Annotated in this window: 22 protein-coding genes; 9 read left to right on the top strand and 13 right to left on the bottom strand. The window is 40.7% G+C overall.

Annotation, left to right across the window (positions count from 1 at the left end):
* From qoxC to ACTJKA_RS00410, 7 genes are all read right to left on the bottom strand, one after another.
* Positions 1 to 618, bottom strand: coding sequence for a cytochrome aa3 quinol oxidase subunit III (gene qoxC / locus ACTJKA_RS00440; protein WP_007497820.1), 618 nt, complete (start codon positions 616 to 618; stop codon positions 1 to 3).
* Positions 618 to 2,576, bottom strand: a complete 1,959-nt coding sequence (gene qoxB / locus ACTJKA_RS00435; RefSeq protein WP_008345496.1) for a cytochrome aa3 quinol oxidase subunit I — start codon at positions 2,574 to 2,576, stop codon at positions 618 to 620. The genes qoxC and qoxB overlap by 1 nt, the downstream gene beginning before the upstream one ends.
* A gap of 27 nt (positions 2,577 to 2,603) precedes the next feature.
* Positions 2,604 to 3,560 carry a cytochrome aa3 quinol oxidase subunit II gene (qoxA, locus tag ACTJKA_RS00430; protein WP_089374137.1) on the bottom strand — a complete coding sequence of 319 codons (957 nt, stop codon included), beginning with the start codon at positions 3,558 to 3,560 and terminating at the stop codon, positions 2,604 to 2,606.
* 513 nt (positions 3,561 to 4,073) lie between these two features.
* Positions 4,074 to 5,156: a M24 family metallopeptidase gene (locus ACTJKA_RS00425; RefSeq protein ID WP_322536088.1), complete on the bottom strand. Its 1,083-nt coding sequence runs from the start codon at positions 5,154 to 5,156 to the stop codon at positions 4,074 to 4,076.
* Positions 5,157 to 5,163: 7 nt separating this feature from the next.
* A complete protein-coding gene (gene galT, locus ACTJKA_RS00420; protein ID WP_322536089.1) occupies positions 5,164 to 6,684 on the bottom strand; it encodes a UDP-glucose--hexose-1-phosphate uridylyltransferase in 1,521 nt (506 codons plus the stop codon).
* A 31-nt stretch (positions 6,685 to 6,715) separates the two neighbouring features.
* The gene (gene galE, locus ACTJKA_RS00415) at positions 6,716 to 7,708 is read right to left on the bottom strand and encodes a UDP-glucose 4-epimerase GalE (RefSeq protein ID WP_017368288.1); all 993 of its coding nucleotides are present in this window, start codon (positions 7,706 to 7,708) and stop codon (positions 6,716 to 6,718) included.
* Entirely contained in the window at positions 7,708 to 8,886 is a 1,179-nt protein-coding gene (locus ACTJKA_RS00410; protein WP_419715772.1) for a galactokinase, read from the bottom strand. Before ACTJKA_RS00410 ends, galE begins: the two co-directional genes overlap by 1 nt.
* 181 nt (positions 8,887 to 9,067) lie before the next feature.
* Between ACTJKA_RS00410 and ACTJKA_RS00405 the strand changes: the two genes are divergently transcribed.
* A complete protein-coding gene (locus ACTJKA_RS00405) occupies positions 9,068 to 9,913 on the top strand; it encodes an AraC family transcriptional regulator (RefSeq protein ID WP_007497828.1) in 846 nt (281 codons plus the stop codon).
* Positions 9,914 to 9,947: 34 nt separating this feature from the next.
* Here ACTJKA_RS00405 and ACTJKA_RS00400 read toward each other — a convergent pair whose 3' ends face one another.
* Both ACTJKA_RS00400 and ACTJKA_RS00395 read right to left on the bottom strand, forming a co-directional pair.
* Positions 9,948 to 10,205, bottom strand: a complete 258-nt coding sequence (locus ACTJKA_RS00400; RefSeq protein ID WP_008345502.1) for a hypothetical protein — start codon at positions 10,203 to 10,205, stop codon at positions 9,948 to 9,950.
* A gap of 26 nt (positions 10,206 to 10,231) precedes the next feature.
* Positions 10,232 to 10,615, bottom strand: coding sequence for a GtrA family protein (locus ACTJKA_RS00395; protein ID WP_024719496.1), 384 nt, complete (start codon positions 10,613 to 10,615; stop codon positions 10,232 to 10,234).
* A 458-nt stretch (positions 10,616 to 11,073) separates the two neighbouring features.
* Here ACTJKA_RS00395 and ACTJKA_RS00390 point away from each other — a divergent pair, with 458 nt between their 5' ends.
* From ACTJKA_RS00390 to ACTJKA_RS00380, 3 genes are all read left to right on the top strand, one after another.
* Positions 11,074 to 11,214 (top strand): anti-repressor SinI family protein, encoded by a 141-nt coding sequence (locus ACTJKA_RS00390; protein ID WP_008345506.1) that lies wholly within the window; start codon positions 11,074 to 11,076, stop codon positions 11,212 to 11,214.
* A 298-nt stretch (positions 11,215 to 11,512) separates the two neighbouring features.
* Positions 11,513 to 12,202, top strand: coding sequence for a class I SAM-dependent methyltransferase (locus ACTJKA_RS00385; protein WP_017368290.1), 690 nt, complete (start codon positions 11,513 to 11,515; stop codon positions 12,200 to 12,202).
* Positions 12,195 to 12,863 (top strand): glycosyltransferase family protein, encoded by a 669-nt coding sequence (locus tag ACTJKA_RS00380; RefSeq protein WP_336750239.1) that lies wholly within the window; start codon positions 12,195 to 12,197, stop codon positions 12,861 to 12,863. The genes ACTJKA_RS00385 and ACTJKA_RS00380 overlap by 8 nt, the downstream gene beginning before the upstream one ends.
* Positions 12,864 to 13,205: 342 nt before the next feature.
* On the opposite strand, the gene ACTJKA_RS00375 is transcribed toward ACTJKA_RS00380, so the two are convergent.
* From ACTJKA_RS00375 to ACTJKA_RS00365, 3 genes are all read right to left on the bottom strand, one after another.
* Positions 13,206 to 13,490 carry a hypothetical protein gene (locus tag ACTJKA_RS00375; protein WP_048003004.1) on the bottom strand — a complete coding sequence of 95 codons (285 nt, stop codon included), beginning with the start codon at positions 13,488 to 13,490 and terminating at the stop codon, positions 13,206 to 13,208.
* Complete coding sequence (locus tag ACTJKA_RS00370) at positions 13,480 to 14,607, bottom strand: tetratricopeptide repeat protein (protein WP_047946596.1); 1,128 nt, start codon at positions 14,605 to 14,607, stop codon at positions 13,480 to 13,482. The genes ACTJKA_RS00375 and ACTJKA_RS00370 overlap by 11 nt, the downstream gene beginning before the upstream one ends.
* A 211-nt stretch (positions 14,608 to 14,818) precedes the next feature.
* Positions 14,819 to 14,986 carry a hypothetical protein gene (locus tag ACTJKA_RS00365; RefSeq protein WP_155403686.1) on the bottom strand — a complete coding sequence of 56 codons (168 nt, stop codon included), beginning with the start codon at positions 14,984 to 14,986 and terminating at the stop codon, positions 14,819 to 14,821.
* A 412-nt stretch (positions 14,987 to 15,398) separates the two neighbouring features.
* Here ACTJKA_RS00365 and ACTJKA_RS00360 point away from each other — a divergent pair, with 412 nt between their 5' ends.
* The 5 genes from ACTJKA_RS00360 to ACTJKA_RS00340 all read left to right on the top strand — a co-directional run bounded on the left by ACTJKA_RS00360 (position 15,399) and on the right by ACTJKA_RS00340 (position 19,558).
* Positions 15,399 to 16,070, top strand: a complete 672-nt coding sequence (locus ACTJKA_RS00360) for a hypothetical protein (RefSeq protein ID WP_048001151.1) — start codon at positions 15,399 to 15,401, stop codon at positions 16,068 to 16,070.
* Between the two features lie 335 nt (positions 16,071 to 16,405).
* On the top strand, positions 16,406 to 16,720 hold the full coding sequence (locus tag ACTJKA_RS00355) for a DUF485 domain-containing protein (protein WP_024719499.1): 315 nt from the start codon (positions 16,406 to 16,408) through the stop codon (positions 16,718 to 16,720).
* Positions 16,717 to 18,255, top strand: a complete 1,539-nt coding sequence (locus tag ACTJKA_RS00350; protein WP_017360150.1) for a solute symporter family protein — start codon at positions 16,717 to 16,719, stop codon at positions 18,253 to 18,255. The genes ACTJKA_RS00355 and ACTJKA_RS00350 overlap by 4 nt, the downstream gene beginning before the upstream one ends.
* Positions 18,256 to 18,557: 302 nt before the next feature.
* On the top strand, positions 18,558 to 18,896 hold the full coding sequence (locus tag ACTJKA_RS00345) for a DUF4288 domain-containing protein (RefSeq protein ID WP_017360152.1): 339 nt from the start codon (positions 18,558 to 18,560) through the stop codon (positions 18,894 to 18,896).
* A 500-nt stretch (positions 18,897 to 19,396) separates the two neighbouring features.
* Positions 19,397 to 19,558, top strand: a complete 162-nt coding sequence (locus tag ACTJKA_RS00340) for a hypothetical protein (RefSeq protein WP_345912335.1) — start codon at positions 19,397 to 19,399, stop codon at positions 19,556 to 19,558.
* Between the two features lie 82 nt (positions 19,559 to 19,640).
* Here the strand turns inward: ACTJKA_RS00340 and ACTJKA_RS00335 are convergent, their stop codons facing one another.
* Positions 19,641 to 20,015, bottom strand: coding sequence for a nuclear transport factor 2 family protein (locus ACTJKA_RS00335; RefSeq protein ID WP_008345523.1), 375 nt, complete (start codon positions 20,013 to 20,015; stop codon positions 19,641 to 19,643).
* Positions 20,016 to 20,084: the final 69 nt, after the last annotated feature.

Raw genomic sequence — 20,084 nt, 5'->3', positions numbered from 1 at the left:
TCACAAAAGCCCCCCTAATCCGATCAAGTACACAGCTGTGAAGATGAAAATCCATACAACATCAAGGAAATGCCAGTATAGACTTGAGATAAAGATCTTCGCTGCTGTTTGTGGTGTTAATCCACGTTTTTTAATTTGGAACAAGACGCCCGTAATCCAGAAGATACCAATGGATACGTGTAATCCGTGAGTTCCTAAAAGAACAAAGAATGCAGACCAGTATGCACTTGTATGGATGCTCGCACCCTCATGTACATAATGGAAGAATTCGAAAATCTCAAAACCAACGAAGCCTGCACCTAGAAGCAGTGTCAGAATCGTCCAAATGACAACCCCTTTTGTACTTCCACGGCGCATTTCATGAACGGCAATCCCGCATGTAAATGAACTCACCAATAGCAGGAATGTCATGATCAATACAAGCTTCATATCAAATAGCTCAGCTGGCAAAACGCCGCCAGCTGTTCTGCCATGAAGAACAAAGTAGGTCGCAAAAAGTGTTGAGAATAACACGATTTCCGCGCCAAGGAATATCCAGAAACCAAGGATGTTTAAACGTCCTGTTTCAGACTGATATTCAAGCGGTGCATTTGCATAGCTGCTATCATTATGTCCCATTACTTCTGCGCCTCCTTATTCTTTTTCTCTGTTTCAATCACTTCTTCAACAGGAATATAGTAGCCATCGTCATATTCAAATGAACGTAAAATCATTGTTGCGAATACACCGATTAAGCCGATAACGCCAATCCAGTACCATTCAAATACAAGACCGAATGCACCAAGTCCGAAGAATGCAGACATGATAAGCGGTCTGCCTGAATTGTGCGGCATGTGAATTTTCTTGAATTCTTTTTCAGGATGAACGTCTACATTGTTTTGCTTCCAATGATGGAATGCATCTGGTGACGTCACTTCTGGAAGTGCTGCAAAGTTATAATGCGGCGGAATTGCAGAAGATGTCGCCCAGTCAAGCGTACGTCCTTCTCCCCAGCTGTCTCCAGACACTTCACGTTTCGCATGTCTCCAGCTGTAGTAAATGTTATAGCAAAGGATGATAAATCCGATACCCATCATGAATGCACCAATTGTTGAAATAAAGTTTAGTGCAGTCCAGCCATCTTCTGGTCCATACGTATAAATACGTCTTGGCATTCCTTGCAGTCCTAAGAAGTACTGCGGGAAGAAACAGATGTTAAATCCGATCATGAATACCCAGAAGAACCATTTGCCGATTCGTTCGTTTAACTTGTAACCAAACATTTTCGGATACCAGAAAACAAGACCTGCAAAACAAGCAAATACAGTACCTGCGATTAATACATAGTGGAAGTGGGATACTAAGAAGTACGTGTTATGGTACTGGTAATCCGCAGCTGCCATCGCAAGCATAACCCCAGTCACACCACCGATTACGAAGTTCGGGATGAAACCAAGTGCCCAAAGCATTGGGGATGTAAAACTGATACGGCCTCGATACATTGTAAAGAGCCAGTTAAAGATTTTCACACCTGTTGGTACAGAAATCGCCATTGTTGTGATTGAGAAGAATGAGTTAACCGCTGCACTGTTCCCCATTGTAAAGAAGTGGTGAACCCACACAAGGAAACTAAGAACAGAGATTGCCACAATCGATACAACCATCGCTTTGTAACCAAACAACTGCTTTCTTGAGAACGTCGCAAAGATTTCTGAGAAAATACCGAAAGCCGGCAGGATAACGATATATACCTCAGGATGTCCCCAAATCCAGAAAAGGTTCGCCCAAAGCATTGGCATTCCGCCCGCTTCGAGTGTAAAGAATGCTGAACCGAATAAACGATCGAATGTCATAAGTGCTAAAGCAACTGTTAAAACAGGGAATGCGAAAACGATAATGACAGACGTGATCAATGTTGTCCATGTAAACATCGGCATACGCATAAGCGTCATACCTTTGGTACGCATTTTTAAGATGGTCACCATGAAGTTAATACCTGTCATTAGTGTACCAATACCTGCAATTTGGAGCCCGAGCAAGTAGTAGTTCTGTCCAGGTCCTGGTGAGAAATCATTTCCGGCGAGCGGCATGTAACTCGTCCAGCCTGCACTTGGTGATCCTCCAATAACGAAGGAAATGTTGAACAGCATTGCTCCGACCATAAATGTCCAGAAGCTCAAGTTGTTCAAATACGGGAATGCAACGTCACGTGCACCAATTTGAAGAGGAACCACGACGTTGATTAAACCAATTAAGAATGGCATCGCCATGAATAAAATCATGATCGTACCATGCGTTGTGAAAATTTCATTATAGTGGTTTGAATCTAAAAACGTATTATTAGGAAGCGCCAGCTGCGCGCGCATCATCAGTCCGTCTACCCCACCGCGGAAGAACATAATCACAGCAGCAAGGATATACATGATTCCAAGCTTTTTATGATCAACTGATGTCAGCCATTCTTTCCAGAGCCATTTCCACTTTTTGAAGTAGGTTAAAACAAACACAATGGCAATGGAAGTAAGAGCGATAGAAATTTGCGCACCAAGAATTAATGGGTCTCCAGTTACAAAAAACTCATCCCATTTTAAATGCATAACGGCCTCCTCCTTTCCTTAGTCAGTTTATTCGTTTTCTAGTTTTCTTTTATAGTTCTTCACATTCTCGAAAGGATCTGTCTTGGAATGCGGAGAAACTGATTGGTAACCTAAACGTTTGCGTGCTTGGAGTGCATATTCAGAATCCTCTCCGTGCTTCGCAAAAGATAAATGTGTTGATGAGAATGTCTGCACATCTGCAGCATCAGGAAGCATCAAGTAGTCATACGTTTTCTTCGTTAACTTTGGTGCTTCTTTTTTCGTTTTATTTACCCATTTATCATAGTCAGACTGCGTCATCGCATTGACTTTGAATTTTTGCTGAGCAAAGCCTTCTCCTGTGAAGTTGGCGTTTCTTCCTTCATATGTGCCTACTTCATCAGCTTGAAGATATTGTTCCATTTCCATTCCAGCCATCGCATACTTCTCCCCGCCTAGCTGAGGAATCCATAGAGATGCCATTGTATCAGCGGAAGTGATTTTGAATAAAACCGGCTGATCTTTTGGAATGTTTAAGTAGTTCACTGTTTCAATATTTTCCTCTGGATAGCTGAAGATCCATTTCCAATCAACTGCTGTAGCATAAACGACAAGTGGATCTTTATGACTTGTTGCTTGAGGCGCCTCTTCCAAAGAGTAAATGGTTTTTACAGTTGGAACTGAAAGGGCAGCAACGATTAATATTGGGATCACTGTCCAGACAACTTCTAGAAGCGTATTCCCGTGTAGTTCTGGGTTATAAGAGGCGTTTCCAACGTCCTTACGCTCACGGTATTTAACCAAAATGATGGTAAACAGTACAAATACCGCACCAACGATAAAGAGCATGAATCCAATAGATAAAAGGATTAAGTCTTTTTGTTGTGCTGCGACTGGTCCTTTAGGATCTAAAACAGCGATATTGCTGCAACCTCCTAATACAAAAACACTCACGAGCATCGCTAATAAAAGCATAGGTTTAATGGCTCTGAACAAGAAGATCACCATCCTTCCTTAAATAATGTATAAATTGCTGAATAATTGTGAAAAGCCATCTGCCTTCGAAAACTTTTCTTCCCTTTGTAATGCTATCAAAATCTGTTGGAGTTAGCTCCCCTTTTTTCAAAAGTTCATTTATTTTTCAACAGATTTCTATTGAAATGTCATAAATTCGCCATAAATTTATATTATTGCACACACAATAAATTTCTAGGAATTTGAAAAGTTGAGAGTTGAAGGCAAAGGACAAACAATCAAGAACTTTGTCAAATTTAGGTTTACCACAATAAAAAAGTTTGGTCAAATTTCAATTTAACTTTATGAAATTTTATCTAGGTAAACAATTCTAAAATAGGTATCCCCATATTTAACAAAAACCTTACTCATTTTAACGCAAGTCGACAAGAAAAGAAAGTATCGATCCTCCCCCTATGCGCTGTAATGATTGGTAATGGTGATAAATGAGTGGAAACTCACTAAAGACTTCCAGCAAAAAACCGGCTCATCGCCGGCTTCTCATTATTCGTCTCTCACCAAAATGTCTGGTCGTCTATAGATGCTTCCTTCATGTTCTACGTCTATATACGTCCACTTGCCTGTATAGGTTAAAAAGCGATTTCCTTCTTTCTCAACGACCATCGTATCTTCTGATTTCAATCCTGGTAAGGAAGGATTCCAAGTGAATACTTGATGAAACTGGATCTCTTCCACCGATGTAGGAACTGCAATGATCTCTCTAGACACAAATCCAGTCTTGCCACCTTGGTGAAGCTTTTTCCAGCTATCAGGAAATCCTTCTTTTTCATATTGAGCAATGCCGGCCTTCAATACATCTCCAATGGTGTTCCCTGGACGAGTAGCCGCATTCATGACCGTGTCAATTCGCGCAAGCCTTTCCTTGCTTTCTTCAAGCTCCTTTGGTAGCTGTCCAAAGTAAACGGATCTTGTGACATTTGCCACAAGCCCATGCCGTTCAGCACAAAGGACAACCAGTGCATGCTTTTGAAGTGCTTTTTCTGTTGGGATCGGGTGGCGATATTGATGAATCCGGTCATCTGTCGCCACAAGCAGCACTTCTATCGTCATCCCCTGCCCGATCGCTCTTTGAGCAACAAGCGAAGCAATTTCATGCTCCGTCTGTCCTGGAACGATTTCTTGACAGACACTTTCTACAATAACAGCTGTGTCATGACAAAGGGTTTCGTATTGGCTGAGCTGTGGCGCTGAAAGGATCGATCGAACACGAGACAAATCAGGTTCGATCCATTCCACTCCTTCCATGTGAATGTCCGCACCGATTCGTTTGTCTTTTATGAGTGTTTGAATGTAAGGAGTCTCATCCTCAAACCAATCCATTGTGACGACTTGAAAGGGATGGTCAAAATACGCCATTTCTTCTTCAATGATTCGTTTTTCTTCCATTTGATTCACAACTAGGACAATATCGTCTTTCAACACAAGTAGCTGACAAACGCCCTCTGGCGTGTTTAACACAATGTGGTTTCTTCTTCCTCCTGTAAGCCAAGAAAAGTTATTACGCTTTTGAATGAGAACACCATCGAGTTGTTTTTCTTCCATTAAAGTTCTTACCTGTTCAATCATCAACTCATCACCTGCCTGTATGGAGTGTTTGAATGAAACGTTTAAATGCTGTTTTCCCTTGCTCTGTTCTTTTAAACACACCTGCCTGCGCAAGTATACGAGAAAAAATGAGGCCGATTTCTTTTTGTAAAATGGCTTCTACGTTGTCCTTCGTAAAGGTATTCTCTTCGATCAGACGCTCTGCCCATGACTCGTGCTTCATGATAGACGGGCAGGCTTTGATTTCTTCAAGAGGTTTTTTGGATAGCAGCGCCGCTTTTAGCTGGCTTAATTCCGCTGCTAATCTTCCAGGAAGGACGGCGAGACCCATGACCTCAATTAATCCGATATTCTCTTTTTTAATATGATGAACTTCTTTGTGCGGGTGGAAGATTCCATCGGGGTGCTGCTTGTCTGTACGGTTATTTCGTAGCACGAGATCTAATTCGTACTCATCCCCATGACGGCGTGCAATTGGTGTAATGGTATTGTGCGGGGTCTCTCCTGTATGAGAGAACAGCCCCGCTTCTGGATCTGAATACATTTTCCACTCATGTAATATAAAATCAGCTGCCTCCACAAGCGTCTGCTGGTCGCTGCTTTGAAGCCTGATCACTGACATCGGCCATTTCACAATACCCGCCTTCACCCTCGGAAACTTTTCGAGAGAAAACACTTCTTCCATCTTTGCTTTCGCCATCGGAAATTCATGAGCACCACCTTGAAAGTGGTCATGACTTAATATGCTGCCTCCAACAATGGGAAGATCAGCATTTGATCCTATGAAATAGTGCGGATATATAAATATGAAGGAAAGCAGACGCTCGAAGGTCTTTTTAGATATCTGCATTGGTTCATGCTCGCCCTTGAACACAATACAATGTTCGTTGTAATACACATACGGCGAGAATTGCATAAACCACGACTCATTTGTAAGTGTCACCGGAATAATCCGGTGATTCTGTCTTGCTGGGTGATTGATGCGTCCCCCAAACCCAACGTTTTCTTTACAAAGGAGACAAAGAGGATATTGCTTTTGACTAAGCTTTTTGGCTTCAGCGATCGCTTTTGGGTCCTTTTCCGGTTTCGATAGATTAATCGTGATCTCAAGCTCACCATCTTCTGTCGGTGTAAACCACTGCACATTTTTGGCGATTCTGCCAGTATGAATATAGTGGGCATGCTGCTGCATTTCATAAAACCAGCTTGTCGCTGCCTTTGGTCCGCAATGCTTGCGTTTCTCTTCAAACTTTGCATAGATGACACTCGGAGGCGCCACCAAGCAACCCATGATTTTGGCATCTAATAAATCACGATACGTATCTGTCCCGTCAGGAATAAGGCCTGTTTCAACTGCCCAATCGAGCATCGGCATTAAGATGTCTTCAAGGTCACTGTCTCCTGAGACTGTTCTTGCCTCAGCATCGTCGAGACCAAGCACCTCTAGTAGCCGGTTCCTTGTATAATCCATATCCAGTGGTGATATTAGCTCTTTATTGATCCCGTATTGAATCAGCTGTTCTAGCTTTTCAAAAATATCAATCGCCATTCCCTTTGTCTCCTCCCCTGCCTGCTACACGTTACTCACTTTGATAGCCATCTGGATGTTTCTGAAACCAATCCCATGCACTTTGAATGATGGTGTGGAGATCTGCATATTGCGGCTTCCATCCTAGTTCTTTCAGCGCTTTTTCTGATGAAGCAATCAGCTTAGCTGGATCACCCGCACGTCTTTCTGCCACCTGTGCTGGAATGGCATGCCCCGTCACTTCTCTTGCAGCTTCTACGACCTGCTTTACAGAGAAACCTGTGCCGTTCCCTAAGTTGTACGTCGCGCTTCCTTTTCCTTCACGCAGACGCTCAACCGCTAGAATGTGCGCCTCTACTAAATCCATGACATGAATGTAGTCTCTAATGCATGTGCCATCCTCTGTTTCATAATCCTCACCGTAAATCATGATTTGATCACGCTTTCCTAAAGCCACTTGTAGAATAATCGGGATTAAATGCGTTTCTGGCTGATGATCTTCACCGACAATCCCTTCTGTATGAGCACCGGCTACATTAAAATAGCGAAGCACAACGTATTCGATACCATATGCCTGCTCAGACCACTTCAGCATTTTCTCAATCGCGAGCTTCGTTTCCCCATAAGGATTTGTTGGGTTCGTCTCATCCGTTTCAACGATCGGTACACGCTTTGGTTCACCATATGTCGCAGCAGTTGAAGAGAATACAATACGTTTCACATCAAATTCATTCATCACCTGAAGTAAAGCCGTTGCCCCTCCGACGTTGTTGTCATAGTACTTCAGCGGGTCTGTTACACTTTCTCCAACAAGTGAATCTGCCGCAAAGTGCATGACCGCTTCAATGTCATGCGTTTGAAACACCCGTCTTAAAAAAGCGTGATCCCTTAAATCTCCCTCTTCTAATACGGCACCCTTTACGACTGCCTCTTTATGACCTGTCTGCAAATTATCCACAATCACCACTTGTTCTCCTTTAGCCAAAAGAGCCGCTACCGCATGACTGCCAATAAAACCTGCTCCCCCACATACTAAAATTGCCATCAAAATTCCTCCTTCGTTAATTCTCTAGCGCCGCCTCCAATTCCAGCTGTGTAAAAAGAGGCTTGAATGCCTGTTTTTTCTTGATAAATCGCACCTGTTTCTTCTATAAATGAGTCCAGTAGCTCTTCTTTCACAATGCTGACGGTACAGCCCCCAAAGCCAGCACCTGTCATACGAGAACCAATCGCCCCTGGATGCTGCCATGCGGCTTCAGCCAGTGCATCTAGCTCAAGCCCAGTGACTTCATAATCATTCTTTAAAGAAAGGTGAGATGCCTTCATGAGTGCACCTAGTTCTTCCATTTTATCATCTTTCAGAAAAATTACTGCTTTCATGGTCCTCTCGTTTTCCGTGATGGCATGTCTTGCACGTCTTTTACACGTTTCATCTTGTATCAAATGTTCATGCTTAGCGAATTCATTCACCGTGAGCTCACATAAATGACCGATATCTAATTCTTTTCTAAGATCGTTTAAAGCAGATTGACATTCCGAACGGCGTTCATTGTATTTGGAATCTGCAAGTGTTCGTTTTTTATTTGTATTGGCAATGACAAGTGCCAGACCCTCTTGCCGAAATGGGCTGTATTCAAAGGAAAGTGTGTCACAATTGAGCAAAATAGCGTGACCATCTTTTCCAAGACTAATTGAAAATTGATCCATGATGCCGCAATTCACACCAATAAACTCATTTTCAGCACGCTGCGCAAGAAGGGCCAGGTCGATTTGCGTTACGCCAAATGACGACCATTCATTGATCAAGACAGCCGTGACGAGCTCAATAGAGGCAGAAGATGACAGACCTGCGCCATTTGGAATATTGCCAGCATACACAATATCAAAGCCTTCTTTCACATCCATGCCTGCTTCGATAAACTGTTGGAATACTCCCTTCGGATAGTTCGCCCAGCCGTCCGATTCTGAGAAAGCGATTTCAAAAAGATCGAACTCTTTCATACCTTCTTCTTCAAAATTCAAGGAATACATTCTGACGCGTCCATCTGATCGTCTTGCTCCCGCAGCATATGTACCAAGAGTGAGTGCACATGGAAAGACATGGCCTCCATTATAATCTGTGTGTTCACCAATCAGATTGACTCTGCCTGGGGCGAAAAAATAGCGGAGTTCTTCCTGATCTCCAAATTGCTGGTGAAATGCTGCTCGTAATGTGTCGATCATATCCATTCCCCTTTTCTCTTCTGATAATCTTATTTTAGTTGCCCTGTCAGCTGAAGTTCAATGGTAAAAAAATCGTTAAAAAATACCCTTTTTTTGCTGTGAATGGTACGATGTGATATGAGGTGTAACATGATTCAAAATAGAAAAAGGTTGTTTTTTGCTGTGAAGGAGGGTTTCCAATTTGAAGAAGGAAGCATTTGCATTTCGTTTTCACCATTCTGATGTGACATTGCCGGCCCAAATCTGGTCTGTTGGCTGGGAAGTTCAATCATCTTCGTTATACAGCTGGAATGGCGTAGAGCGGAAGGATCAGGGCAAGTGCATCTTTCAGCTCACACTGTCTGGACACGGCATGATTGAAATCGGACAGAAACGATTCAAAGTATTGCCTGGACAGGCCTTTCTGGTGAAAAGCCCCAGTGCTTATCAATACTATTTTCCAGAAGACAGTGAACATTGGGAATTTCTCTATTTAACACTTTATGGGGAAGCCTGTGACCTTTGCTTTGATCAATTTATCGATCAAGGAAAGCAGGTCATGCGTTTTCATCCGAATTCCAAACCGATCCGCCTGCTAAAGAAGATTTATGATGAAGCCAGTGAAAGACGGATTACCAATCCATTTGAGGGGTCTAGCCTTGCTTATCAATTTGTCATGGAACTGTATTCATATTTGCCAAAGCTTGAGGGACAAATGGAGAAATGGCCTGAGCCCATCGTCCAAGCGGCCTTATTTGCAAGCCACCATTTTCACGAGGAGATTGGGCCTGACGATATGGCAGCTGCGGCACGTTTATCCAAAAGTCATTTTACGAGGGAATTCAAAAAGGCAACTGGCTTCACACCGATTCATTATTTAACCAATATTCGTTTAGAAAAGGCGGAAACGTTACTGAAAACAACGAAATACTCGATTGAAGAAATCGCCATACAGTGCGGCTACCGAAACGCGAATTACTTGAATAAAGTCTTTCGAAAGAAAATCGGCATGTCTCCAAAGCAACTCCGGGAAACAAGCGATGCATAATAAAAAGCAGCCGCTTTTCAATTGGCTGCTTCTTTTACGCTTTCGTCAGGTCAACACGAATTCTCCCTTGTCTTAAAACAATGGTCATTTGCGTATCAGGGGTCATTAAATTTTCTAAAATGTCCGTTGCCGTTTGAAGAGCAATGTCCATCCGGTTGATCTTTTCCTTTTCTTGTTCAGAAAATGCTTCTGGATGTGCGGTCATTTCTTTGACTAGCCTCAACACTTGTTCATGCTGCTTTTCTGTTTGTTGATATATGGCATCATATAATTCGTCTGGCCTGCTGCTCATTTCACATCACCTATCTTTTTCATGTGTTAAATCGCATCTTCTTTTGTTTTCTTGAAGACGAACCATTTACTGGCGACATAATTGACCACGACAATCACAAAGTTAACAAGGATTTTTGCGACGGTTTCGTTGAGCGCCATTTGGCTCACAAATAAAATCATCAGCCCCAGATCTACACCTAGAGACATGAGACGGACACTAAAAAATGAAGAAAGCTCACGCATCAGGCTTTTTGTGTCACGAGCCTTTTGCTTGAAGACATACTTCTTATTGGTGATATAAGCAAAGAGCACAGCAAATACCCATGAAACAACCGTTGCTGTTTTGTAATCCATAGAAAACATCTCAACGAATAAATAGAAGCTGACTATGTTGACAATGGTTGTACACACACCCATGATCAGATACATGACAACTTCTTGATATTTTTGAAAAAGGCTATACATGTCTTTCTTCATTCCTTCTTGGTGAATTCTGTTTCTTTTAGAATACCATCTTAAGAAGAACTTCCCAAACGAACAATATGTGCGTCCTGCAAAGATGAAATTTGTTCTCGCTGATGGCATATGTCAACCTTATGGGTTTATATGAGTCAAATGATTTAGGTCTTTATCATTATTTTAATTTATAATCTTTTAACTGACTTTACAATTGTTTATTATGAGAAGTAAGAATTCAATATTTATGGGTTTTTTAGTCATTTTTTTAGGGACGTGGTAGGTGATAGATTTTACAAAATAGGTTAAATGTCATCATTTTTCGACAAAAATCTATTTTTGTACTCCATTCACATACACGTACAGTTACTAGACGGTTTGTTCAAGTCATTGGTTGCAGATGAATATGTCTTATTGAACTGGAGGATATTATGGATACGCAAGTGAAAAGAAGAGTTGACGAAGAGTGGGTTTATTTGATTCAAGAAGCGAAAAAAATTGGACTAGGCATCGAGGAAATACAAGCTTTTTTAACATCCAACGGTGATCAGAAGATGATAAACAAACCGTAATCAACGCCGTTATCCTTTGTCTTTCAGATTGCTTTGGCTAAAGTTCTAACCTGTCAATTGACCTTTTAAACATCCTTTCATGACGATACGCTACAATAATTGAACACCTCATCATACCAATCCCTTCCACTCAATGGGGTTCTGTCTTTCTATTTTTAGGAGGACAGTCCGTTCCCTGTTCTTTATATGACCCCTTTTTAGCTGTCATTCATGAAAATTGCCCATTTTCGTTATAAAACCAAGCTCCCCACCCATATATTAAGCATAAGACACAAGAAAGAAGAAAGGTGGGTGGCGCGTGAGTTCAGATTCCCTATCTTATTATCATCAAAAGAAGGATCAATATTATCACGGTGTGAACCCTGTGATTGTCCATCGTATTCGCAAGGAATGGACGTCTATCTTGGATATCGGATGCGGCACAGGTCAGCTTGGCAAAGTCCTAAAACAACAAGACCGTACCATATATGGAATTGAATCTTTTGAAGATGCGGCAAAGCAGGCTGAGAAAGCGCTGGATCATGTTTTATGCGGCAATATTGAACAGATGGCGCTGCCTTATCAGCATGAACAATTTGACTGCATCATTTTCGGAGATGTTCTTGAACATTTATTGGACCCTTGGGCCGTTTTAAAAAAGGTCAAACCTTTTCTGAAAAAGGAAGGGGTCATCTTGTCTTCCATTCCGAATATTGGTCATATTTCAACGGTTTTAGAATTACTGGCTGGGAGATTTTCTTATACAGATGCAGGATTAATGGATCAAACACATTTACGCTTCTTTACCCTTCACGAAATTCATGCCCTCTTTCAGTCAGCCGGGTTTCATGTTCGTGAGCTTGAAACCATTCGTGTACAACACCCTTCCTATACGGGCGTCATGAATGATCTACATGAATTACTCGTAAAACATGGCATCCGTTTTGATTTTAACGAGGCAGCGACAGCCTATCAATACGTGGTTGAGGCGGTTCAACTCAATGAGTAGCCCCACCATCTTATTTGTTTTATGTGTAAATGATGAGTCGATGTTTCAAGCTTGCTTCCGGCAGCTCGCTTCACTTCCTGCTCCGCACGGGTATCATGTAGAGGTTTTGCCCATTAGACATGCATCAAGTATGGCCTCTGGATACAATGAAGCTCTCACTCATCCTGCACAGTTTAAAATTTATCTTCATCAAGATACACTCATCGTCAAACAGCATATGCTTCTCGAGCTGATCCCACTTTTCTTGCAAAATCCGTCACTTGGCATGCTTGGGGTAATAGGTGCAGAAAGTGTGCCAGACAATGGAATCTGGTGGGAGAGCCATGATTGCAGAGGGAAAGTCATTGAATATCGGCACGACACCTATCAGCTACTGACGTTTGAATCTGGTCATCCACAGACAGAAACCCAAGGCTATATCAAAGCTTCTGCTATTGACGGTCTTTTTATGGCAACACAATATGATATCAAGTGGCGTGAGGATCTCTTAGACGGGTTTCATTTTTATGATGTGTCACAATCTTTTGAGTTTGCACAGCAGGGATATGAGGTTGGGATTGCAAGGCAAGAAGAGCCCTGGTGTTTACACAAATGTGGAGATCATTTTGATGCAGAAGCATATGAAAAAGCAAGACAAACATTTCTTGCGCATTATCGGTAGAAAGCACCCTTTTCGGGTGCCCAGAATGTAGAGAAACTCATGTTTTTCTACATTCTTTTTTTATTTTCCACGTCATGATGTTAGGTGAGCATGAATGAAAATGCCTCCCACACATGTCTTGAAATGGCCTTTTGGTGCTTTTGAGATCTTGTGCAGCTTTCAAGAAAAGGACACGGAGCTCATACTTTCGGATCTGATTTGTAGAACCGATAACCTTTCCGATCCGTTGTTGTATATGCTTTTCTCTATTATAAAATGGGGAGATGTAAGTTTTAATGGGGACAATAAAGCTGTCGAGATTTTCTCGACAGCCTGACAGACCCTAAAGGTCTGTTTGATTCATCAAGTAGATAATCTAGAATCACGGGTTCCAAAACGAACATCAGGATTTTCACTAGAACGGGTTCCATTCCTCACAGCAAAATCGTTATCTTGTTGAGATAAAGTTATAAGAGGAAAATCCTCAGTAGTAACGCTACTGCCTGTAGCATTTCTTACAGTCAGATCAGTGGATTCTGGAGAAGTAGCATTTCTTGAATTCACATCAAAATCGACAGATGATAATGAGATCACACCTAGCAATGTTGAAGCACTCAAAAAACCAGTAAGAACCGTTTTAAAATTCATATGAACAGTCGCCCCTTTGGATTTGTTTTCGGGCGTACATCACTTTTTCATACATTTTTACAGATTCATCCATACGCCCATTCTCATTATAGTACCGAGCCGCTTCGAGCGCTAGGTCTTCCATGTATGGATAACCCCTCTCATTCTCTAATTTTTCCAATGAGCTCATGACTTCACTTAAGTTTGCTGTTTTTAAAAATAAAATTTCCAATACCATCAGTAACGATAAAAATAGATCATTTTTTCTATTCTTCGCTTCTTCCCAGCCTCTTTTGAAAAATCTTTCACCCTCAATAAATTCCTTTTGACTCAAATGAAATAACGATAATTCATAATAAACCAAAAGCAACTCTGTAGCATTAATAGGCTCTCCTTCTAGAATAACCTGATTAAAATAAGCTAGTGCCCTATTAAAATCACCTAATCCTTTAAAACAACACCCAATATTAAATAATGACTTCACAATCATTGGCTTATTAGACATTGCCTTAGATTTTTCTAAAGCTGACAATAAATGAGGAAGCGCCTTTTCTCTGCATTCAAAATCAATGAAATTACCTGCCATAACAGTTAGACAATTAATTTCTCGAATCATATAAAGGGAATTGCTCTTATGTGCCTTATAAGTATCATAAGAAAGACCAACGTAATACATAGATACGTGTGTCTGTTTCATGTGATAAAACACTTCTGATAATTTGTAATAAAATTCAGCTCTTTCTAACTCATCCCCTACTTGCTCCAGGCGCTTTTCCGCGCGCTTATAGAACACAATAGCTCTAATAAACTCACCTTTTTTAAATTCATACATTCCTTGAAAAAAATTAAAATAGTATTCAAGAATGGCTGACATCTTCTTGCCTTGTCCTTCTACAGCTTTCAAGTAATCCGATTTTTCAAGTGGTTCTTTAGAAGGCTGCACATAGTCTGTCATCAATTGATGACGGAACTCCATCAACTGAAAATAAAGAACCGCCTGTTCATCTTCTTCCATGACATCGATTTCTTTTCTAACCTCTTCTCTTAGCTTCTGAGCCTCTTTAACATTGAATCTTTTTATTTGCTTATACCATTCATTTATCTTGATCGCTACAACTGGAGACGGTATAGAAGCCATTTACAATCCCCCTAGAAAACCAATTTTTAATAAATGTTAGCATAACAACTCCTAATAAAACCCTATTTATCCATTTATTTGTAAAATTTTCGGCATAGCGCAAGCACTTTTTAAGCAAGTAGGGCCCAAGACATATCGATTTTTATACGTAATCGCAGTGGTGTTTTTGTATTTTAAGTAACAAAAAACAGGCTCTTCAGCCTGTTCTTTATTATCCAGTAATGACCATATTGATGAATGGGACACTCAATAAAAAGAAAACAACAGCAAAAATAACTTTATACCCCATCTCTTTTTCTTTATTATTCTTACGTTTTTTCATATAAACAGCAAAATAACAAGCACCATTTAACATCATCAATACTGATATTACCGTCATCATACTTTCGCCTCCCATATAAAAGAACCTAAATTGCGGTCACCGCAACCCAAAAAGAAATTTTCCAATGAATTCCCAAATTCAAACCGATCAATGATAGGATGAAAACATGTCAAAAAAGGAGCGAGTACTATGAATTATTATGCTGTTGTATTTTTTTACGCCGCCACTTAATAAAAGCCACTGAAAACACAAGAAGTAAAATCGCAATAAGCTTGAAAATAAAGCGAGTGAAGAAAGTAGCATCTTCGAACTCCGTTGCAAAGATACAAGCCCCTATGATTATCCCGATCATGCCTACTACCCAATTCCAAAACACATCAATCACTCCTCAATTAACTTTTTTTTAAAGAAAAGCATTTTTTATCCATATGTTTATTATTGCACAAAAAACAAGGGGGAAATATCCAAAATGAAAAAGTTCATAATCGGGCTTTTAGGCATGACGCTATTTTTAACAGTTCCATTACAAACCGTAGCCGCAGTAACCCTAGAACCTCAAGGAATTAAAGAATCTTATCAAACTGAAATTGAAGGCAAACTACATACTTTCAATTCTGTAGTTAAAGGCAGCACTCAAACAATAACGATTGATAATGGTGAACAAATAGATACCGTCTCTTTTGATCGGGCAACAGAAGAACTTCGTATCAACAATGAACTAGTAGACATTAAAGAATTTAAAGAAGCTGGACCAGAATTATTAAGTGAAGACGGCGAATTTAACACAAAATCAAACAAAGATTATCAATGGAGACTTGTAAAAACCTATAAAAACAAATTCAACGTTACTCTTGCTATTGTCGTTCTTGTGACAACAACAATTTTGGCATTACCGACAGGGACCGGTGCTGTAGCTGGCGCAGTCTTGACACTAAAAGTAATAGCCATACTCGCTACAACAGTAACTACAGCTTCAGGATCAACCGGTCAAAAAGTCTTTCATTACACATTCAAAACATACTACAGCCCGAAAAATGGATACTGGAACAACAAATTTGTCTTATCTGTCTACAAAGATTCCAAGCGTAAAAAGCATGTTAAAACAGTTTCACATACGACACGTCTTGGGAAAAAATATTAAAAGAGAAGCAGGCTCCATCAGCCTGCTTCTCTACATGTTTATGTAATGTAATTCTTGATATTAATATGCCAACGCATTATGACCTCAAATGTTTCATTTGCTAAATCGAATCTACAGACCATGTGACAATGGATATCATAGAGTTTTTTTCTTTGATCTTATATTTGATTTCCAGCTTCTTGTGTTTATTTTCATTTTCCCAATATTTATATCCACAATTGATCAGGCTAAACACCCTTTTCGGGTGCCTTTTTTATGATATACTGTCATAAACAACCAGATCGGCTCATATGCATTGGAGTACCTTGTCCCTAATTCGTACAAAGGAGGAAACAATGGCAGACAAAAACGTTCATTATAAGAAGGTTGCCGCTTCAAAGGATTTTCGAAAACTTCTTGAGGAAAAACGCAGATTTATCGTACCGATGACGATTTTCTTTTTTCTCTTTTACTTTTCACTTCCGGTTGCTACATCCTACTTCACCTTTTTGAACACGCCAGCAATTGGAGCGATCACGTGGGCTTGGTTATTTGCCCTCACGCAATTTGTGATGACATGGGTTTTATGTGGACTTTATGCAAAAAAAGCAGCTCAGTTCGACAAATATGTAAGCGCTTTAAAAGTTGAATCAAGAGGTGATGACGAATGAGTATGACCGCTTTTATTTTATTCATAGCGATCGTAGGGCTCACATTGGTCATCACGTATTTTGCTGCGAAAAAAACAAGCAATGCGAGTGATTTTTACACAGCAGGCGGCGGTCTGACTGGGTTTCAGAACGGCCTTGCCATTGCCGGGGACTATATGTCTGCTGCTTCATTTTTAGGGATCGCCGGCATGATCGCCTTAAATGGATTTGACGGCTTTTTCTATAGTATTGGCTTTCTTGTAGCGTATCTTGTCGTCCTTTATGTCGTGGCTGAACCACTGCGAAATCTAGGAAAATATACGATGGCTGATATGATTGCTGCACGATTTAAGCGTCCTGCCATTCGAGGGGTAGCCGCATTTAACACAATCACAGTCTCAACTTTTTATATGATTGCACAGCTTGTTGGGGCAGGCGCATTAATCAAACTGCTTCTTGGCATTGATTACTGGATTGCGGTGCTGATCGTAGGTGTCTTGATGACCATTTATGTCGTGTTTGGCGGCATGATCGCAACAAGCTGGGTACAGATCACGAAAGCTGTGCTTCTCATGCTGGGCACGCTGATTATTTCGCTGCTTGTGTTTGCCAAGTTTGATTTTAGCCTGCTGAAGATGTTTGAGCAGATGAAAACAGCGACCCCGCTTGGTGGGGCATTTCTTCACCCGGGAAATAAATATGATGTGCCTTTAGAGACCCTGTCTCTGAACCTTGCCCTTGTGCTAGGAACAGCAGGTTTGCCGCATATTTTGATCCGTTTTTATACGGTAAAGGATGCCATTTCTGCGCGTAAATCTGTTCTATCTGCTACGTGGATCATCGGGATTTTTTATTTAATGACGGTTTTCCTCGGCTTCGGTGCCGCTGCTTTTGTCGGAACAGATGCAATTACGGCAGCCGATGCAGCAGGTAACATGGCAGCGCCACTGCTTGCACAGGCACTGGGGGGAGATTTATTATTTGCCTTTGTTTCCGCTATTGCCTTTGCGACTATACTGGCAGTGGTCACCGGTCTCGTTTTATCCGCCGCGTCTGCCTTTGCTCATGACTTTTATAGCCAGATTATCCGCAAAGGAAAAGCGAGTGAACGTGAACAGGTGAAGGCGGCACGCTTTGCTTCTATCGGCGTGGCCATCCTTTCCATCATTCTTGCATTATTTGCGCAATCTTTAAACGTCGCTTTTCTTGTATCACTTGCCTTCGCAGTGGCAGCAAGTGCGAATTTACCGTTGATTATCTTCACTGTCTTTTGGAAACGATTTAACTCAACAGGTGCTATCGCAGGAAGCTTAACAGGCCTTCTGAGCGCACTCCTGATCGTGTCACTCAGCCCAAGCGTCTGGGACCCATCAGGGGCAGCCATTTTCACAGGAGAACCGCTTATCCCACTATCGAACCCTGGGATTATCTCGATCCCGCTCGGATTCCTTGCGGCTTACTTAGGCACCATTTTCTCCTCTGAAAAAGCAGATGAAGACACCTTTACAGAAATTCAAGTAAAAGCACACACAGGTATGCATATGGATACAGATTGATGAGAAAAAGCCGGCTGCTCTGCCGGCTTTTTCAGTGTTCTTGCTATTTCAAAACTGTACTCAATATGGGATAAATTGGCCTTTTAATCTCTCTTTATATCTTTCTAACTTATCACATTTCCTCAACGTGATCAACGAACAGCATGTGATGATGATCAGCAGAATTTCATGAACTTCTCCTCTGTTATCAATGATTCTTTTCAACCCTATTACCCCCATAGACTTCAATTCTCTTGTTATTCCTATGTTATCATGTTAAACATATACTGGGAAATTCACCCCACAAGAAAGAAGTGAAACATATGCATAAATTGTACTCAGCAAAATTATTATTTGAATCTAGCTCCTCACCAAAGGTGAGACCGGATAAAATCTTTGAGGAACGAATCATTTTAGTGAGAGCAAAAAACAATCGAAAAGTGAAACAAATCGTCAAAGACCATTTTCCAGATGAGACATTTGAAAATGGAGATCATGGACAAACAACCACAAAACTAGTAGCCGTACTAGATATCTTTGAGCTAGTTGAAAACTTAGACGAAGGTCCCCTGCATTTAAGCGAAGTGTACAGCCGATATCTTCTTTTTGATCAAGAAACATCTGCTAAAGAAGCGATTGACGCTTATTCGTTAGACAAATAAAAGAAGTCTAAGCTACCAGTGTGTGACGGTATTCTACGGAGCACACTGGTTTAATTTTTTCTGGAATCGATCGTGATTATAGAATTGAATGGAATGATTAATTGACAGCAGCACAAAAAGAGATAGTGGAGGGAATAAATGATGCCAACACTAGAAGAGAATGATGATTTTGTATTTGCTAAAGATGTATTTGTTTCTTCTTTTGAAGTGAAAGAAATTCAAGTTGCTATCATTAGAGATAAAGGTCGGTGTGCCTGTTAAGTTTGCAGGTGCAGTTTTCAATGCAGTGATTGGTTTTGCTGTAGGGGTGGTGTAGGTGTTATACAATCATTTATTATTAAAAAAGTAAAGCGGAAGCTAAAAAATTAGCGATCTCTATTGGTGTTGCTGTCGCAATTTCATTAAATGATTTGGATATCGGAACTCAAATTGCTAAACAGTTAGATAAGAGGGATAAGCGCGCTAATAATGGTTGGTAGATATATATTAGGAGGAATGTTGTGAAGAGTATGATCAAGTATGCAGTGATGCTTTTATTTATGAGTGTATTTTTCTATTATTACAATATGTTTGTACCTAAAAACGTTCTGTACATTTTCATTGCATTTCCATTTTGTTTTGTTGCTATAAGTTTGATTGATAAGCTATTTACGGATAAATAAATCTAATAATAAGCAAGCCTCATGCTTGCTTATTATCTCATACTGTCTAATTAGAGGGGATAATATCTGCTCTGCCGGCTTTTTAATATCGCTGGAATAACTCTGGGTTTTTCGGGACGTTTTCTAAATAAACGATCTTTCCTTGATCATCCAGCTCCGCAATATCAATGCCTTCTGCTGTATATACACGACCGTCTGTTAACTTTCCGCAAACAGCCCAGTTTGTTTCATACTTCCCATCTTCACGTTTCACCCAGCCATCCCACATGTGCTTAATGTCTTCATGTACGTGGAAAAATGTGTTCAAAAACTGTGTGAACGCTTGGATGCCAGGCTTTTCAGCACCATTTAAGACAATCATGACATCATCAGAAAACAATGCCAGCAATTCGTTCATTTGCTCTTGCCCTTTTCCCGCTTCATCATATCGGCGAAAATACGTATCGAGCACTTCCATGATTCATTCTCCTTTATTTACCTGTCATTTCGAAAACAATCGAACAATTAGATTGTACACAATTGTATC

This window comes from Bacillus sp. 22190, from assembly GCF_052045575.1.
Taxonomy (GTDB): domain Bacteria; phylum Bacillota; class Bacilli; order Bacillales; family Bacillaceae; genus Bacillus; species Bacillus altitudinis.
The sequence above is the reverse complement of the archived record's forward strand: the minus strand, read 5'-3'. Positions and strand labels throughout refer to the sequence as shown.

What these genes read in the sequence shown, in the direction of transcription:
- ACTJKA_RS00425 (WP_322536088.1), bottom strand. Translation starts at nt 5,156, where the DNA reads ATGATTGAACAGGTAAGAACTTTAATGGAAGAAAAACAACTCGATGGT.
- ACTJKA_RS00370 (WP_047946596.1), bottom strand. Translation starts at nt 14,607, where the DNA reads ATGGCTTCTATACCGTCTCCAGTTGTAGCGATCAAGATAAATGAATGG.
- qoxB (WP_008345496.1), bottom strand. Translation starts at nt 2,576, where the DNA reads ATGCATTTAAAATGGGATGAGTTTTTTGTAACTGGAGACCCATTAATT.
- galT (WP_322536089.1), bottom strand. Translation starts at nt 6,684, where the DNA reads ATGGCGATTGATATTTTTGAAAAGCTAGAACAGCTGATTCAATACGGG.
- ACTJKA_RS00355 (WP_024719499.1), top strand. Translation starts at nt 16,406, where the DNA reads ATGGCAGACAAAAACGTTCATTATAAGAAGGTTGCCGCTTCAAAGGAT.
- ACTJKA_RS00360 (WP_048001151.1), top strand. Translation starts at nt 15,399, where the DNA reads ATGAAAAAGTTCATAATCGGGCTTTTAGGCATGACGCTATTTTTAACA.
- ACTJKA_RS00390 (WP_008345506.1), top strand. Translation starts at nt 11,074, where the DNA reads ATGGATACGCAAGTGAAAAGAAGAGTTGACGAAGAGTGGGTTTATTTG.
- ACTJKA_RS00380 (WP_336750239.1), top strand. Translation starts at nt 12,195, where the DNA reads ATGAGTAGCCCCACCATCTTATTTGTTTTATGTGTAAATGATGAGTCG.
- ACTJKA_RS00335 (WP_008345523.1), bottom strand. Translation starts at nt 20,015, where the DNA reads ATGGAAGTGCTCGATACGTATTTTCGCCGATATGATGAAGCGGGAAAA.
- ACTJKA_RS00400 (WP_008345502.1), bottom strand. Translation starts at nt 10,205, where the DNA reads ATGAGCAGCAGGCCAGACGAATTATATGATGCCATATATCAACAAACA.
- ACTJKA_RS00365 (WP_155403686.1), bottom strand. Translation starts at nt 14,986, where the DNA reads ATGACGGTAATATCAGTATTGATGATGTTAAATGGTGCTTGTTATTTT.
- ACTJKA_RS00410 (WP_419715772.1), bottom strand. Translation starts at nt 8,886, where the DNA reads ATGATCGACACATTACGAGCAGCATTTCACCAGCAATTTGGAGATCAG.
- ACTJKA_RS00395 (WP_024719496.1), bottom strand. Translation starts at nt 10,615, where the DNA reads ATGTATCTGATCATGGGTGTGTGTACAACCATTGTCAACATAGTCAGC.
- qoxC (WP_007497820.1), bottom strand. Translation starts at nt 618, where the DNA reads ATGGGACATAATGATAGCAGCTATGCAAATGCACCGCTTGAATATCAG.
- ACTJKA_RS00345 (WP_017360152.1), top strand. Translation starts at nt 18,558, where the DNA reads ATGCATAAATTGTACTCAGCAAAATTATTATTTGAATCTAGCTCCTCA.
- ACTJKA_RS00375 (WP_048003004.1), bottom strand. Translation starts at nt 13,490, where the DNA reads ATGAATTTTAAAACGGTTCTTACTGGTTTTTTGAGTGCTTCAACATTG.
- ACTJKA_RS00350 (WP_017360150.1), top strand. Translation starts at nt 16,717, where the DNA reads ATGAGTATGACCGCTTTTATTTTATTCATAGCGATCGTAGGGCTCACA.
- galE (WP_017368288.1), bottom strand. Translation starts at nt 7,708, where the DNA reads ATGGCAATTTTAGTATGTGGGGGAGCAGGTTTTATTGGCAGTCATGCG.